Annotated in this window: 18 protein-coding genes; 7 read left to right on the top strand and 11 right to left on the bottom strand. The window is 40.2% G+C overall.

Translation table 11 applies throughout. The features are described 5' to 3' along the window. Window positions 1–33 precede the first annotated feature (33 nt). Window positions 34–1,008: a 6-phosphofructokinase gene (gene pfkA / locus AFM12_RS11495; protein ID WP_055148310.1), complete on the top strand. Its 975-nt coding sequence runs from the start codon at window positions 34–36 to the stop codon at window positions 1,006–1,008. Here pfkA and AFM12_RS11500 read toward each other — a convergent pair. Continuing rightward, window positions 1,005–1,772 (bottom strand): YdcF family protein, encoded by a 768-nt coding sequence (locus AFM12_RS11500; protein ID WP_082391309.1) that lies wholly within the window; start codon window positions 1,770–1,772, stop codon window positions 1,005–1,007. The genes pfkA and AFM12_RS11500 overlap by 4 nt on opposite strands. A gap of 73 nt (window positions 1,773–1,845) precedes the next feature. Between AFM12_RS11500 and AFM12_RS11505 the strand changes: the two genes are divergently transcribed. Next, window positions 1,846–3,273: a TlpA family protein disulfide reductase gene (locus tag AFM12_RS11505; RefSeq protein WP_055148314.1), complete on the top strand. Its 1,428-nt coding sequence runs from the start codon at window positions 1,846–1,848 to the stop codon at window positions 3,271–3,273. A gap of 84 nt (window positions 3,274–3,357) precedes the next feature. Further along, window positions 3,358–4,206: a M23 family metallopeptidase gene (locus tag AFM12_RS11510; RefSeq protein ID WP_055148316.1), complete on the top strand. Its 849-nt coding sequence runs from the start codon at window positions 3,358–3,360 to the stop codon at window positions 4,204–4,206. Here the strand turns inward: AFM12_RS11510 and pssA are convergent. Together pssA and AFM12_RS11520 are read right to left on the bottom strand one after the other, a co-directional pair. After that, a complete protein-coding gene (pssA, locus tag AFM12_RS11515) occupies window positions 4,195–4,863 on the bottom strand; it encodes a CDP-diacylglycerol--serine O-phosphatidyltransferase (RefSeq protein ID WP_055148318.1) in 669 nt (222 codons plus the stop codon). The genes AFM12_RS11510 and pssA overlap by 12 nt on opposite strands. Next, window positions 4,863–5,501 carry an MBL fold metallo-hydrolase gene (locus AFM12_RS11520; RefSeq protein WP_055148320.1) on the bottom strand — a complete coding sequence of 213 codons (639 nt, stop codon included), beginning with the start codon at window positions 5,499–5,501 and terminating at the stop codon, window positions 4,863–4,865. Before AFM12_RS11520 ends, pssA begins: the two co-directional genes overlap by 1 nt. 189 nt (window positions 5,502–5,690) lie before the next feature. Between AFM12_RS11520 and AFM12_RS11525 the strand changes: the two genes are divergently transcribed. Beyond that, window positions 5,691–6,251 (top strand): NUMOD4 domain-containing protein, encoded by a 561-nt coding sequence (locus AFM12_RS11525; RefSeq protein WP_055148322.1) that lies wholly within the window; start codon window positions 5,691–5,693, stop codon window positions 6,249–6,251. Between the two features lie 3 nt (window positions 6,252–6,254). Here the strand turns inward: AFM12_RS11525 and AFM12_RS11530 are convergent, their stop codons facing one another. Both AFM12_RS11530 and AFM12_RS11535 read right to left on the bottom strand, forming a co-directional pair. After that, on the bottom strand, window positions 6,255–9,962 hold the full coding sequence (locus AFM12_RS11530) for a sensor histidine kinase (RefSeq protein ID WP_055148324.1): 3,708 nt from the start codon (window positions 9,960–9,962) through the stop codon (window positions 6,255–6,257). A 59-nt stretch (window positions 9,963–10,021) separates the two neighbouring features. Continuing rightward, window positions 10,022–10,294, bottom strand: a complete 273-nt coding sequence (locus tag AFM12_RS11535) for a HesB/IscA family protein (RefSeq protein WP_055148326.1) — start codon at window positions 10,292–10,294, stop codon at window positions 10,022–10,024. Window positions 10,295–10,362: 68 nt separating this feature from the next. On the opposite strand from AFM12_RS11535, the gene AFM12_RS11540 reads away from it, so the two are divergent. Both AFM12_RS11540 and AFM12_RS11545 read left to right on the top strand, forming a co-directional pair. Continuing rightward, window positions 10,363–10,887, top strand: a complete 525-nt coding sequence (locus AFM12_RS11540; RefSeq protein ID WP_055148328.1) for a DUF7935 family protein — start codon at window positions 10,363–10,365, stop codon at window positions 10,885–10,887. A 154-nt stretch (window positions 10,888–11,041) separates the two neighbouring features. Continuing rightward, the gene (locus AFM12_RS11545) at window positions 11,042–11,248 is read left to right on the top strand and encodes a hypothetical protein (RefSeq protein ID WP_310586870.1); all 207 of its coding nucleotides are present in this window, start codon (window positions 11,042–11,044) and stop codon (window positions 11,246–11,248) included. 44 nt (window positions 11,249–11,292) lie between these two features. Here AFM12_RS11545 and rbp read toward each other — a convergent pair whose 3' ends face one another. From rbp to AFM12_RS11575, 6 genes are all read right to left on the bottom strand, one after another. Further along, window positions 11,293–11,541, bottom strand: a complete 249-nt coding sequence (gene rbp, locus AFM12_RS11550; RefSeq protein WP_055148330.1) for an RNA-binding regulator — start codon at window positions 11,539–11,541, stop codon at window positions 11,293–11,295. 208 nt (window positions 11,542–11,749) lie between these two features. Continuing rightward, a complete protein-coding gene (locus AFM12_RS11555) occupies window positions 11,750–12,862 on the bottom strand; it encodes an MBL fold metallo-hydrolase (protein ID WP_055148904.1) in 1,113 nt (370 codons plus the stop codon). 55 nt (window positions 12,863–12,917) lie between these two features. Continuing rightward, window positions 12,918–13,439 (bottom strand): TetR/AcrR family transcriptional regulator, encoded by a 522-nt coding sequence (locus tag AFM12_RS11560; protein WP_055148331.1) that lies wholly within the window; start codon window positions 13,437–13,439, stop codon window positions 12,918–12,920. A 40-nt stretch (window positions 13,440–13,479) separates the two neighbouring features. Continuing rightward, window positions 13,480–14,862 carry a prenyltransferase/squalene oxidase repeat-containing protein gene (locus AFM12_RS11565; protein WP_131458329.1) on the bottom strand — a complete coding sequence of 461 codons (1,383 nt, stop codon included), beginning with the start codon at window positions 14,860–14,862 and terminating at the stop codon, window positions 13,480–13,482. Window positions 14,863–14,962: 100 nt separating this feature from the next. Further along, the gene (ppnP, locus tag AFM12_RS11570; RefSeq protein ID WP_055148335.1) at window positions 14,963–15,244 is read right to left on the bottom strand and encodes a pyrimidine/purine nucleoside phosphorylase; all 282 of its coding nucleotides are present in this window, start codon (window positions 15,242–15,244) and stop codon (window positions 14,963–14,965) included. Between the two features lie 41 nt (window positions 15,245–15,285). Then, the gene (locus AFM12_RS11575; RefSeq protein WP_082391310.1) at window positions 15,286–15,729 is read right to left on the bottom strand and encodes a RidA family protein; all 444 of its coding nucleotides are present in this window, start codon (window positions 15,727–15,729) and stop codon (window positions 15,286–15,288) included. Between the two features lie 90 nt (window positions 15,730–15,819). Here AFM12_RS11575 and AFM12_RS20050 point away from each other — a divergent pair, with 90 nt between their 5' ends. Continuing rightward, window positions 15,820–15,918 (top strand): type II toxin-antitoxin system YoeB family toxin, encoded by a 99-nt coding sequence (locus AFM12_RS20050; RefSeq protein ID WP_157687382.1) that lies wholly within the window; start codon window positions 15,820–15,822, stop codon window positions 15,916–15,918. The last annotated feature ends 13 nt before the right edge of the window (window positions 15,919–15,931 follow it).

The raw sequence follows: 15,931 nt of genomic DNA on the forward strand, positions 1-15,931 counted from the left end.
TTGCGAGCGTCATAAAAAACAGGATTAAGGAAAATGAAGAAGGTTGCCGTTTTTACATCAGGAGGAGATGCCCCGGGAATGAACGCTTGTATCAGAGCAGTTGTCAGAGGAGGTATCTACCATGGACTTGAGATGTATGGCATCAGGAGAGGATATAATGGAATGATATCCAATGATATCTTCCCTTTAGATTCCAGATCTGTAAGTAATATTGTTCAGCGAGGAGGTACTATTCTAAAGTCGGCCCGCAGTAAGGAGTTTATGACACCTGAGGGTAGAAAGAAAGCTTACGAGAATTTAATGTCTCGAGGTATTGAAGGTTTGATTGCCATTGGAGGTAACGGTACTTTCACCGGAGCTGAAGTTTTTTATAATGAATATGAGCTTCCAACAGTAGGCTGCCCGGGTACAATTGATAATGATCTTTATGGTACTGATTATACCATTGGTTTTGATACTGCTGTAAATACATCACTCGAGGCTATTGATAAAATCAGAGATACTGCTGATTCTCATGACCGTGTGTTCTTTATTGAGGTAATGGGTCGTGATTCAGGTTATATTGCTATCCAGTCTGGTATTGGTGGTGGTGCCGAGATCGTGATGGTTCCTGAGACGCATACACCATTGAAAAAAGTAGTTTCTGCCCTTAAAGATGGCTGGAGCAGGTCAAAATCCTCTTCCATTGTGGTTGTAGCTGAAGGCGATGAAGAGGGTAAGGCTCCTGAGATTGCTGAAAAAATCAAAAGTAAGGTTGGCGACAAGCTTGACATCCGAGTGACTACCTTAGGTCACATTCAAAGAGGTGGTATACCGACAGCTTATGACCGTATTCTGGCAAGCCGCCTTGGTCTTGGTGCTATTGAGGGTCTTATTGATGGTCAGAAAAATGTAATGGCGGGGATTGTAAATAACAATTTGGTGTTTACACCATTCATTGATACTATTAAGAAGCCAAAACCAATTCATGATGATCTTCTAAGAATGGTTCACATTCTTAGTATCTAAGCGTATCCGGCAATCTTATAGACGAGCAGACCTACAAACTCCTTGAAAAGAGTCTCTGAAAGACCAAATGACCCTGAACTGGGAAGTAAGTCTGGTAGGTCGAGACTTGTTTTCATACTCATGATATGGCTTGGGTAGGTTTGAAGTTTCACTCCTTCTTTTTTAAAGCAGGCCGCAGCCCGCTTCATATGAAATGCGGAGGTTATTAAAATGATTTCCTGGTCGGGGAATTTTTTATCTAGCAGCTGTTTTGCGGACATGGCATTTTCGTGGGTGTTTCTGGCTTTCTTCTCCAGAACAATATGCTCCGGAGGCACACCGTTTTGAATCAGAAAATCTTTCGCAAGATCAATTTCGGTTACCTTCTTCTTTGAGAAAATACTGATATCACCTCCGGTGATTATGATGTTTTGAATCTTCCCTTTTTGGTATAAATGTAATGTTTGCCACAGGCGATCACCGGCATAATTGAGATGCAGATTCTCGTTGAACGGGAGGTAGGCATTTATCAAGCCACCAGTGAGTAGTACTCCGGCGTTTGTAGCTTCTAAATCTTCAATGTTTTTCTGAGGCGACTCCCACAAAGTCAATGCCTTATTTACTACAGCCGGACAGCTGAAAAGGTATGTTAAGAAAATGGTAAAAAGACCTAACTTTTTGGCTTTGGTACGATTTTTACTTTTAATCATTAGGATGATAAGGATCAGGATGATCCCTAACGGCATCACAATAAACGTCAGCAGTTTAGAAAGTAGGTAAAACATAAAGAACTGTTAATAATCAAGCGTTATATCCGTTTATCTTTAAATTTGTATCCAGTTTTTAATAAATCCTAATATGAAACGATTTACACTAGGTGCTCTGCTAATTTTAATGACTGCGTTTTCTGCTTTTGCCCAGCAAGAGTATAGTATAAAGGTCAAACTGGATGGAGGACCGACAGACAGATACATTCATCTGGCCCACTTTATGGGTTATAATCAGTATATCAAAGTAGACTCGGCAAAACTTGAAAATGGCATCTATCATTTTGAGGGTGAAGAGCCTCTTGAAGGTGGTATTTACTTGATTGTGCATAGTTCGGCAAAATATTATGATTTTATAGTTAGTGGCGACGAGAAAGCCTTTGAAATAGAAGCTGACACGGTCAATTTTATTAAATCTGTAAAATTTACGGGCTCTAAAGAGAATGATATTCTTTTCGGCTATCGTAAATTCCTTGAGGGAATGAATGATAGAGCTGCTGAAATAAATGCTTCAATTAATCCGCAGGACCCGGACGCTAATAGCACACGAAGAGAAAAAATGATGACTCTTCAGGAGGAGTACAAGAATTACCTGGAGAAGACGATTGCTGAAAATGAGGGTACTTTTGCCGCGAAGGTGATAAAAGCGAATCAGGAAATAGAGATTCCGAAAGAGGTGCCATTAAACCCTGATGGCTCAAAAGACAGTACTTTTGCTTTCAGATATTATAAGGCTCATTTCTGGGATAATATGGACTTTAGTGACAGAAGAATGCTCTGGACTCCATTTCTGCAAACCAAGCTTGAGAAGTACTTCAAAGACCTTGTTTTCCAGGTTCAGGATAGTGTGATTGTTGACGCAGATAGAGTGGTAACACTTTCGAAACAAAATCCGGAGGTTTATCGCTACGTGCTTTGGTGGGTTACCAATAAGTACGAAAACTCAGAAATAGTTGGCCTTGATGGTGTTTTTGTGCATCTCGCTGAAGAATATTATCTAAAAGATGCCGACTGGCTTTCAGAAGAACAACGCAAGAAATTTGAGGACAGAGTAAAAATTCTGAAGCCGTTGAGAACCGGTGAAGTCTTCCCGAGACTTTATGTTTATGATACGCTTGGGCAGGCACATACTGTGCAGCAAAGCCCGGGTAAATACACCATTGTTTATTTCTACAGCCCTGACTGCGGCCATTGTAAAGATGCTGCTCCGGAGCTTGTGGAATATGCCAAAGCTGCCAAAGGAAAAGGTATTGTCATTTATAATGTTTCAGTGGACTATGAGCTTGATAAAATGAAGAAGTTCATTGATAAATACGGAACTGGTGAGGACATGCTGAACCTTTGGGATCAGGGACATCACTATTATTTCCGCGAGAACTATGATGTTTATGCTACGCCAACCTCATATATTTTGGACTCTCAAAAGCGTATAATTGGCAAACGTATTCCTATTGAAGAGTTTGATAGGTTCATAGAGTTTTATGAACGTCGCAACGGTTCTAAAAGTCAGAGTAAATAATTAACAGCCACCTTCGGGTGGCTTTTTTATTGAGAATTATTCGCTTTGTATATTTGCCAATTATCGTAAGAGGGGAAGCAATACATGCAGCTAAAAAGAATCTTTGTCATCATTCTGGTTATCACTAATTTTTCTTGTCAATCACAGTCAAAGAAGAATTCAGAAAAAGAAAAGCCGTTGGACTTTAAAGGCTTACTTGTGGCTATTCGCGAGCAAAAGATTGAACCAGTAAAGGCGGAAAAAGAGTTTTCACGAATCATGAAAGAACTTCATGAACAGTACAAGCCTGCATCCTACGATTCACTTTCCATGGATTTGGTATTCCCGTTGAGAACAAAAAATTACAAAGATGTAGGGGGCAGAGGCAGAGGTTTTTATGCTCGTCATTTTGACTTGTTTGATCATTCGGTGGCTAAAAGTCATCCGGCCCATGATATATTCATTTATGATCTTGACCATGATTGTAAAGATGATAACACAGGTGAATATGTGGATATTTTAGCCGTAAACAGAGGTGTTGTGATTGCTACTGAAACTGAGTGGACCGAAGAGAACGGATACAAGGGAGGCAACTACGTTTGGCTCTATGATTTTGAATCTGGTGGACTTTGGTATTACGCTCATCAGCGAAAAGTTTATGCTCTTGAAGGGCAAATAGTGGAGCAGGGTGATAAAATAGGTGAAGTGGGCCGTAGTGGTTTTAATGCCGAAAGAAACCGCTCAGATACTCACCTCCATTTAATGTTTCTCAAAATGGATGAAGATTTTAAGCCTACTGCTGTAAACCATTACCCATGGCTAAAAAAGGCCAGAACAATTTATACCACTCAACTACCGAAGCACAGACCAAGAAAAACGATTGAAGCAACCGCTTTAAAAACCAGGCAGCCTTTTTTGCTGGGAAACTCTTTTCCGCTGAAATCAGGACTTTGAAAAAAGAGAAAATCCTACATAAAGGATTAAAATAAGCGGAATAGCCACTAGTTTAGTAAGGAGCAATAAGCCTAAGGAGAGAATCAAAAAAAGGAATTTTGGCTTATTGTTTGTCCAGCTAAATTCCTTGAACTTCAAGGCCATCATGGGAATATCCGCAATCATCAGAATACTTATAACTACCGCGTAAACGCCTAGGGCGATTTCTATTGTATGTGGCGAAAGAAGCCCCTCGTTGTCTTTTAAAATAAATGGAAAAGCGGCTACCGTCATGGCATTTGCCGGTGTTGGTATGCCATAGAAGGTATCTCCCTGTCGCTCGTCAATATTGAATTTGGCGAGTCGTAATGCTGAAAACAAAGCCGGTAGAAAGGAGATATAAACAAACCATTCAGAACTATCCCACAAATTGTACAACATTAAAGACGGCAGTACCCCAAAACTGACCATGTCTGCCAGAGAGTCGAGCTGTTTACCAATATCTGAATAGGATTTGGTTAGTCGGGCAATAAATCCATCCAGAAAATCAAGAACCAGAGCCATTAAAATGAGGTATCCGGCATTTTCATGCCGACCTTCCATTGTTTCAATGATGCCCACAATTCCACAAACAAGATTGAGAAGAGTAATGAAATTAGGGATGGTAAATACCTTCATTAATTAAAAAACGGATTAAATTTTTTCTCAAAACCGATCGTTGTATCGGCCATATGGCCTGCATAAACCGTGTATTCGTCAGGCAAAGTAAAGAACTTCTCCCGAATACTTTTCATCAGATCTTCATGGCTACAAAGTGGAAAGTCTGTTCTCCCTATGCTTCCATTAAATAAGCAATCTCCACCCACAATATATTTGTCTTCTGTATTGATAAACGCAATATGTCCGGGGGCATGACCCGGCACCCAAATTACCTTGAGTTCGGTATTTCCAAAAGAGAAGATATCTCCATCTTGAAGAAAAGCGTCAGCCTCTACGGGCTCATAACCAGGTATTCCCCATGTTTTGCAACGATTTTCGACATCGGCCAAAACAGGCAAATCTGCCTGATGGATATACATTTTGATACCAAAATTTCTTTTTACAAAAGCACTACCAAATACATGGTCAAGGTGAGTATGGGTTTGAAGTAGGGCTTTGGGTTGTAAGTTTTCCTTTTTAATGAAGGAAGCAAGCTTCTCTTTTTCCTCCTGAGCGAGGCAGCCCGGATCAATAATGACAGCTTCCTTTGTTTCATCATAGATGATATAGGTGTTTTCCTCAAAAGGCGAAAAAGTAAATTTCTTTATGGTGCTCATGTTACTTTTTAAAAATTGCTACGTCATAACGATGTAAAAGATGCTAAAAAAGGCGTATTTGTTATGAATAAAGTCCTATTTAGTCTCATTTATTAAATAGTTTTTAAGTTGTTCTTTCAAAATGACGTAAAAATTATAAATAGTATTTGAATTCTTTAAAATAGTAACCTAACTCTATAAACCCCTTTTATGATCAATCCAAACTCCACCTCTGAAAAGTGGCGTAGAATCACTATAGATGGATTAGAGACGCCTCCTCACTATGAAGTATCAAGTTTTGGCCGTTTAAAAAGCTTTCAGAATAATCCCGACGGAAAATTTCTGAAAGGTTCAGTCATTCAGGGTTATAAATCCTTAAACCTACGTCTGCCGAAAGGTAAATCATTTAATCGTTACATACATAAGATGGTTGCGGAGTATTTTGTAGAGAAAGAATCGGAAGATCATATGTATGTGATTCATAAGGATTTTGATAAGCACAATAATATCTGTTCTAATCTTGCCTGGGTTACAAAAGAAGAGATGATTGAGCATAACAAACAAAATCCTAATGTTATCAATCGAAAAAGGCCGGTAAAATCGAAAAACTATAAGCTCAATGAGTCAAAAGTAAAGATGATAAAGAAGCTTTTGAAATCAGACAGTACCCGTTTAAAGATGATTGCCCGTCAGTTTGGAATAACTCACACACAGTTGAACCGCATTCGCTCGGGCGAAAACTGGGGTCATGTAACTGTAGATGACGAATAGATTTTATGCTTTTCTGACCAGCGGAAGATCTACATAAAAGGTAGTTCCTTTATTCTCGTCAGTCTCAAACCAAATATTGCCACCACTATGTTCTACACCACGTTTGGCCATGGCAAGCCCCAGGCCTGAACCGCCTATTTTGGTGCTGAAGTTTGGCATAAAGACTTTTTTACGGTTTTCTTCAGGTATACCGCTGCCGTTATCTTTGACCTCAATAATAGCGAATTTGTCTTTGTGATGTCCGTAAACCTTGACTTCAATTTGAGGCTTTCGGTCTTCAGGAACTGACTGGATACCATTGATGATAAGGTTAGTCACCACGCGGTTTATTAATTGGTGATCACTTCGAACCATGAGCCCCTGGTCTTTTATGTCGATATTTATGTCGAGACCATTGTCTTGAGCGTAAAGGTAAGCTGTACGCTGAACCACGGTGCCCAGTTCAAACACTTCAGAGCGAGGAACAGGCATTTTGGCAAATTCTGAAAATGAGTTCGCAATTTCCGAGATGTTGTCTATTTGCTCAGTGAGAGAGTTTAAAGAACGTTCTATTCTACCACGTGTGGTATCTTCCAGCGTGGGTAATGTACGCTGTAGCTGTTGAATAGAAAGTTTCATCGGTGTTAGCGGATTTTTTATTTCATGGGCTACCTGCCTTGCCATTTCACGCCATGCTGTTTGTTTTTCACTTTGAGAAAGGGCATCCTTACTTTCTTCAAGCTTTTTAAGCATTTGGTTGTAAGAGCCGGTTAAAACACCAATTTCATCGTCAGCTTCCCAATGGATAGGTTCATTAACCTCGTTTAAACTAATTCGTTTTATTTTCTGAGCCACCATTTTTAATGGATTAGTCAATTGTCCCGAAGCATAATAAGACAATACCAACAGAGCTAAAAACAGGGCTATACAAATACTTAAAATCGTGGTAAATACCTCTTTTAGCTGGCTTTCCAGAGCTGTTGAAGAGTTGAAAAAGGGTACTCCTATGATACCTAACCGCTCATTCTGGCTATCTTTTATGGTCATATAGGCCGCCCGGTATTCAAGATCTCCGAGTTTTTCTGACAGCAGAATTTCGTTCTCATTTTCTTCTACAATGGCCCGATAAGCTCCCGGATTAATACACTTTGAAAGCAGATTATATTCATAAATAAGGGGTCTGGAGCTGTAGACCAGCTTGCCCTCCTCATTAAAATAATTGATATCAGATCGGGTATCCTGAGCTAGTTTATTGATTTCTTGTTCAAAGAATGCCTCACTATACCGGCCTTCTTTGAGGTTTTGAAGGTGAATTCTGAAGGTCGAACTTATGTTTTGAGTATTCTCAAAATAAAAGCCCTCCTGAATGTTTAGTAAAGTACTTCTAATGATACCAATGGTTACAAAAAGAAGTAACATAAAAGGTAATAAGAAAGCGGCATTAAGATAAACCTGAATTTTGGTAGAGAAATTCATTTTGAGTTTTCTCAACCCAAAACTGAAGGCATAAAACAGAATGACAACGAAAATTACACTTACCAGTACGAGATAGAGAAAGGAGAAGTCAGACAAGAGTGATTTCCACAGATGATCGTTCGTAGATACAATGATTTTTCTTCCGGTATCATTAGTTACACCGAGGTGATTAAAACCATTAAACTGAATTCCGTCAGAGAAAAGCTGATCGTTTTTGAGATAATCCGTTAGCCCGTATTTGTGGTAATTATATTTACCTCCAGAATAAATAAGCTCATTTTTATCATCATAAATGGCGTAACTGAAGGGCTTGATTTCAGGACTTTGGCTCAGTTTTTTCTCCATGAGTAGCTCCGGGTAAACGCTCTTTTTGTTGGCGTTTCGCTGTTTCATGTCGAGTACCACAGTTCCGCCTCTTTCAAGAGGGATAAAAACGACGTACTGTTTTATAAACTTTTCTCCGGTTTCGTCAATGAAGAAGATGTTAGCATTGGTGGTTTGGTAGTTTGGCTTTTTGTATTGATTTTCCAGCTCTTGCAGTGATGGTAAGTTTTCCTCAAAGCCCAATTGCTCTCCGAGTGGTTTAAAAGAGTAAACTTCGGTATCATATTTATCAAAATAGAGCTCCAAATGATTTTCTTTTACCAAGGAGCTCACTGCCTCGCGGGCAAGTGTCGGTCTCTGAATAGCATTTTGAATTGCGGAGTCACTTTTAATGGAGAGTATGACTTTGCCTAATAAACCTTCTCCCAGAGCGTCATTTTCGGCCAGAAATTGTTTCCCAAAGTTTAGTTTATCAAATGCTGCCTTTCTTCTGTTTTCATGATGTAGCACCTGCATCGAAATCAAGGTGAAAACGAAGGCTCCTAAAAAGAAAAAGATCGAAGTTCTATACTTTAGAGTATAGAGATACAACGGGAATTTGAACCAGTACGAGATAAGAAAATAGAAAGCTCCGATCAATAAAACCCACGACGTTTCACCGACAAAAAGTAAAATGATAGCGGACAAGATTGCACCGTAAACCCAATGAGCTAATCCAGATTTATGACGATTGTTTAATCTCAAAAATATGCCGATCAAAAGATGTTGGCTCAGAAAAAATAGAATGGCCAGGAAAACATAGAAGGCCAATACGCCCAATTTGATATTGTCAAACGAGGTGCTGACGGAGAAATCAAGCATATAATTCGATTTCTCATAGAGATAAATGAGGGCTTTATGGCAGCAATAGGTGACCGCCGTGCTCAGTAAAATTGTAATTACTGAAATAACACTTCTGCCATGAATTCCAGATTTTATGATGTTTCTGTAAAGTGCAGACTTGTGAAACCTGTAAGCGATAAACAGAGCAATCAGAGTAAAGCATAGCGTATTTACAATGAGATCCCCGAGCGATGGGGTAAATGCGTTTACCGCGAAATACTTGGGGTTAAAAAGGTCAATTTCATAAAGAGAGTAAGGAATACTATTCGCCAGCATAAACCACCGGACCACCACCACATAAATGATGATTAGAGCCAGAGAGTATTCAAAACCATGTTTGTGAAAAACAGAACGTATCCTTGTCAATAAGCAAAGGCCCAGAAGAAGAAATCCGAGAACCAGAAAGCCAAGAGCCTTGTCTGATAGGTTTGACGAATACAGTCGCTCGTACCGTGGAGGTTCTACTGAAAACAGAAACCGGTCCTTCTGATCGTGAATGTTTAAATGGGCTTTGGAGCTCGCGGTGTTCTTTATGCTTAAAGGGCTGGCCTTAAATAGCTTATTATTGAAGTGAGACTTCAGGTAGTCATTCTCATGCTCATATTCTATAAAAACAGGAATAAGCGAAACAAGCTCAATTTTATCCTGATTATGGAAGAAATCCTGCTTTCTCACCAGGTGAATATGGTTTTTCTGAGCGAGCAGACCATCATCATAAAAGCCTTGGATAGACTGATGATCAGGAGTATACCTGTGGTCTGACCAGTAGATAAGCTCTCTATTTTTGAAAACATAGAATGGGAACTCTGTTTCAATATTCAAATTGGTAAAGCTGAGCTCATTACCATCCTGATATATTTTGGTGACTTCAGCCAGCTCTCTGCCCGCGGTTTGCAGACTTTCGGTTACACTTTCCTGAACAGCCTCGCTATAGTTTAATTCCGCTGTTTCCTGCTCCGGGGGGGCAGAGAAATACTGTATGCCTGCCAAAGTAAAGGAGGCCACCGCCAGTATCAGGAGCAAATATTTTTTGACGAATTTCCAGATCATTGAAAAGCTTTAAACGCAAGTCACTATGGCTTGAAAAGAAAAAACCGTGCCAAGGGCCGCTATTCTATCCCGAAGAAAGACTCGTTATTCTCGGTTTTATAATCCACCTTTTTGCCCATCAGATACATCAGGTGTTTTTTAGCAATGATGACCGGGATACCATCGATGAAATACTTATCGTCATCAGCGGCTTTTTGATCGAAACCAATAATGTATTTACCTGCACAGGCACCTCCGGAAAGACCGAGCCTGAGAGCATAACTTTCTGAAATACCAGGCTGGCTCAGGGCTTCCAGAATCTTCTTTTTAGCTGTTTCGGTAAAGCTGACCATTGAGTAGGTTCAGAAAAAAAGGTTGATTGTTTTGACCTCAGAAATTAAAACGCAAATTTGCCTCAATTATGGAAATATTGGCGGATTTATTCAAAATTCTGATTCCCTCCGGCTTTTTGCTTCTGGGGATGTTTCTTTTGGTCAGGTCATTTCTGAACAAACAATATGAGCAAAAGCAACTTGAGGTGAAAGCTCAGGTCAATGAAGGCACTCTCAGCCTTCGTCTTCAAGCTTATGAACGAATGACGCTTTTTCTGGAGCGTATTACGCCTAATTATTTGCTGCTGAGATTGTATGAAAAAGCCAATCAGGTTGGTGATTTTCAGGCTATTTTGTTGAAAGAAGTTCGTGAAGAATATTACCATAATCTTGCACAGCAAATTTATATCGGCCCTGATACCTGGGAGGAAATTAAGAACTCAATGAATTCGGTGTTGACTTTGATTAATCAGTCCGCATCTGAATTATCCGCTGATCAGCCGGCGATAAAACTTTCGAAGAAAATCTTTGACAAAGTGGTCAATGAAGAAATTGACCCGACTTCAAAAGCCTTGTTGATGTTGAAGAAAGAAGTACAGGTTTTGTTCGCCTGATATCATTGTTTTCACTGGTCAAAATCTATAAATCGGGATAAATAAATTCTCAATTATGGCAGTGACATCAAAACACTTAGCAACATTTATTCTGGGTGCGGCTGCAGGAGTGGCCATGCACAAATAGCTTCAAACAGAGGAGGGCGAAAAGCTCATGGAAGATCTCAAAACCAGAGGGCAGGAGCTGAAAACCGAAGCCGAAGGGGCTATCGAAAAGGCTCCGGAGTATTTTGAAGAGCTGAAAGGGCAGGCCTCGGATAAGTTGGCGGATACTTTGGCAATGTTAAAGGAGAGGTTTCCGGAGGCAGAACAAATGATACAGGAATTGTTAGGTGATAAGAAACCTACATCTCAGGCATAAAAAAAGGTGGGTAAAACCCACCTTTTTATATCGCTTACAAGTACTTATTCACCTCTAGGTCTTGCAACTTTCACTACGATGGTACGACCATCAAGCTCAGTTTCATTAAGGGCGTCAATAGCGGCTTGCCCTTCAGAATCATCAGGCATTTCTACAAATCCAAAGCCTTTAGAACGGCCAGTGAATTTGTCCATGATGATTTTTGCAGAATCAACAGTACCGAACTCTTCAAAAGAGCTTCTTAGTACATCTTCTTCTGTGTTGTAGTTCAATTTTGCTACGAAAATGTTCATTTGAAAAAAAATTAAATAAAAAAAAGAGAGGATAATGTGCGTAGCAGTCTAATTCAGAAAAGAAATAAGAAATGCATAAACAAAATTATGCTCATTGTCGGCAACAAAGGTATACATATTTTTTACAATACTTTCATGCCTCATCTTTATTCTTTTTTGACACGTCTTCAAAAAAGTCGTTTAAAATGAGAGGTTTATGTGGAAGTTGTTAAGGTTTCTCCCACCAAAACTGTCCTTCTATTTCGGGCTTTACAGCATTGAAAGTTTCGCCTATTTTTGGGACGATAATCTCAAGTTCTGTTTGCTTACTCGCCTTCAAAGCCCGCTCTACCGGGTCTGTCCATGAGTGCATAGCAAGAGTAAAAGCTCCCCAGTGAATAGGCATGAGTCTGCCGGTATTGATATCCAGACCGGCCTGAATAGTTTCCTCTGGCATCATATGAATATTATCCCACTTCTCATTGTACTGACCGCATTCCATCATCGCAAAGTCAAAGGGACCATACTTTTTCCCAATTTCCTTAAAGTGCGGCCCGTAACCACTGTCTCCACTGAAGAAGATACGGCTGGAGTCGCTCTGAATTACCCATGATGCCCAAAGGGTGGAGAAACGGTCTCCCAGCCCACGACCAGAGAAATGCCTGGCAGGTGTACAGGCTAATTTTAAACCCATATACTCGGTTTCATCCCACCAATCAAAGGTTTTGATCTTTGAAGCCTCCACTCCCCATTTTGTCAAATGATTTTCAAGGCCTAAGGGCACGAACCATTGCTTTACTTTACTTTTCAGTTTTGTTACTGAAGGATAATCCAGGTGGTCATAATGATCATGAGAGAATAGAACAAGGTCAATCTCAGGTAATTGCTCTATTTCTATAGGTAGCTCCTTTGAATAGCGTTTTGAACCCATAAAAGAAATAGGGGAAGGGCTTTCACCAAACATTGGATCAATCAAAACTTTTTTACCTTCAATTGTCATTAGAAAGGCTGAATGGCCAAACCAGGTCAACTGAGTGGTGCCATCGGGGGCGGTGGTAATGGAGATGCTGTCAATTTTCTCAACGGGCAACTCAAAATCAGGCTCCCGCTCAGGTGGTCTGCTAAGAAATTCGGGCATCATCTTAAGCATCTCCATGAAATCCATGGACATATCAGTTTCTATCTGATTCTCAAAAATTCCATTTTGGTATTGATTCGATTTTTGATACTCAGCTTTTTGAGTCTCGTCAGCTTTGCCACCAAATACAGGGTGGAAGGTGACAAAAACATAGCTTCCAATTCCCGTGACGATCAAGAGGGCAGTAACTGTTATAAGAATCATTTTTATAATTTTTATCATTTTGAGTAAGTAATCACTTATAATTTATTTAAATTTTTTAGACGTTGTATTTGTCAAGAAGAAAGTCCTTCATTTTCTCTTTGTCAACATTTCTCCCCATGAGTATAGCTGTTGCCAGCCCGTCATGAATATGAAGAAGAAGCTTTGCTTCCATTTCAGGATTGCTGTAGCCTAATTTTTTGAATGCATTTGACAAGGAAAGCAGGAGCGGGGCCATTTTTTCGTGATCTACTAATTCGAGCTCCCATTTTAGTTTGAATTGCAATTTCCAGAAGGCATATTCTTCCTCAGGTACCTCAAAAAGCATTAAAATAGCCTTTTTGATAACTTCTTTTGGGTCTGATTGCAAGACAATGTTGGCGTAAACTTTCTGCAAACGCTCTTTTCCTAAGTTTAGAATAGCTTGCAGTAGGCCTTCCTTATTTCCGAAATGACGAAAAATCAAACCTTCGGAAACACCGGCTTCTATGGCTACCTTTTTTGTAGAGGTGGCGTTATACCCCTCTGAGGCAAAAAGGCGTAACGCAGCTTCCAGAATATTTTCTTGTTTTTCGGTCATTAAAGTAAGTAATCACTTACAAAAGTAAAGCACGATGATTTTAGTTCAAAGTTTTGACACTTTTTTCTTTCTTCAAAACCTGCTGAAGACTTCCGGCAATAAGAGAGGTGGTGTAAGCATCAGACTCCCAATGAAGGATATTCCGGAGAGCAGTACCTCCGGTAAAGTAAACGCCCCCTTTCCAATGAATTCCGTTTTCGTCTTGAATGGCTTTTGAGAGAAGAAAGTTGACTGTTTTGTCAATTTTACTTTGGTTAATCTCCAAACCGGCTTTTTGCAGATTGAGCATTGCCGAAAGGGCATATGTAGTTGTTTGAATGGTATCGTGGTAATTGACCCAAGGTTTGCTTAGAAATGACCCATCTTCCATTTGGCTAGCTAAAAGATATGCCTTGGTATCCGCTGCTGCTTCTTTGAGGTCATTTACACCAGAGGCATAGGCTTTGGCCACACTGTAGGATAAATGCTGAGCATTCGGATAATAAACTCCGGCCGTATTCCACATATTTTTTCTGGTCATACGGTGAATCATTTCAGCCGAATTTTTAACCGAAACCGCGTCTTCTAACTGATGACTCTTTGCCAGATAGGTCAGGATGTTGGCGTTCACAATGGGGCAAACATCGTTGGCTCCAAAGGGGACCCAGGGCTTGTATGCTCTGGGATAAGCCGAGCTGGAAGGTAGAAAAATACTGAGGACAGAGAGGTATCCGTAGGCCGGGTTCCAGAAACCGTAATCATGCTCATCGGCAAACCAGGTGAGGTAAGCTCCGGAGTTCTTGCGTGTATGAAAGAGGTAGTTATACCAATTCCTGTTTTGTCGTTTAAGGTCAATTCTGGATTCAAATTTTGCCGCTGAAACCAGATTCAATGTATCTTTAAAAACACGATTATGGTACCAAATAGCCAGATTTCCCTGATTAGTGTCGTCGGCATCATTGGCCACATTAGCCATTTTCTGCACCAGGCGGGGTTTGAAACTAAAGTTGGTTGGTCGTCTGACCAAAGGCAACTCCTCTGGCCTGCTTAAACGTAGGCGATGGTCTTTTAATGGAGTTAGAGCTTTCCAGAAGTTGAACTCCGGCCCTGTTTTGTAGCTTTGAATTTCCTCAAAAGCCTTTGACAGCATAGGTTTCAGCTCTGAAAGAGTGCTGTCGGCCAAATACAATTCAGCAAGCTGATTATGAATTGCTGAAACAGTAAAGCAGTTAGAATCACGTGCCCTTTGCCTTTTGCCGATAAAAAAATAAGGCTCTGTCAATTCCATGTAAACCGGCCATTCACCTTTATACTGTTTTCCCTCTATGGTGTTGTCAGTTTGTGTTTCGCTTAAATACTTTAAGGCCCCCTTGAAAGCTTCATCAGGTGTGAGCTGTGCCCGAAGCGAAAAAGAAAGAAGAAGCAGGAATAGAAGTTTTCTCACAGAGCTCAGATATGGAATTATCAAAAATCAGAAAACGAACCTGATAAACAAAAGAAGAGCGACGAAATGCCGCTCTTCTTTTATTAATGAGTTGATGTTTTTAACGGTATTGACATAAATAGGCTGTTTGTCCGCTGGTTTTTACGTCAAAAGATGAATTACCTTCCACATTAAAATGCTCACCGGCTTTATAGGTTTTCCATTCGGTTTCACCTTTTAAAAGAATGCTCATTTCACCTTCAATTACGTGCATGATTTCTGGTTTGCCTGTCCCGAACGTATATTCTCCGGCCTCCATTACGCCTACTGAGGAATCTCCCTCAGCGGTGGCAAAGCCTAATGATTTCACATTTCCTTCAAAATACTCGTTTGCTTTAATCATTTCCTGTTATTGTTATGAGGCGGCAAAGATAGGAAGGCTAGTTAGTCTTTCGAAATGGCGACAACTGCAATTTCAATTCGGGCGTTTTTGGGTAGTGCGTAGGCACCGACTGTAGTTCGGGCCGGAAAATTTTCAGTGAAATAAGTGCCATAAATGTCGTTGAAAATTGAAAACTTAGACAGATCAGTTAGATAGACCGTGGTATTAACGATGTCGCTCATACTTCCACCACCGGCTTCCAAAATAGCTTTGATATTTTCCAGAGCCTGCTTGACCTCTGTTTCAAAGGAATCAGCGGCCAATTCTCCTGTAGCCGGATGGATGCCTAATTGGCCAGCCAGATATGTAAAACCATTGGATTTGACCCCTTGACTATAAGGACCTAAGGCTTTCGGAGCTCGCTCCGTCCGAATGATTTCTTTGTTTTGGGCAAAAACATTAAAGGTTGAGAAGAAAAGGAAGAGGACGAGGGAAAAGACTTTCATGCCGAAATTGGTTTATTGACTTAAAATCAGCAGAATTTGATGGAAAATCAATAGCTGTTGCCTTATTGCCTGAATTTATCCCAAAAGCTCGTGGAATGGTTCAAAAAGAATTACTGGTCAAGAAGAATAAAAAACGAGCACCGCTTGGTTAACTGGATTTACGATGATCATATTCATTTTTTTCAGTGAAGGTTTCACTATT

Origin of the sequence: Jiulongibacter sediminis, from assembly GCF_001306455.1 — a bacterium.
GTDB classification, from domain to species: domain Bacteria; phylum Bacteroidota; class Bacteroidia; order Cytophagales; family Spirosomataceae; genus Jiulongibacter; species Jiulongibacter sediminis.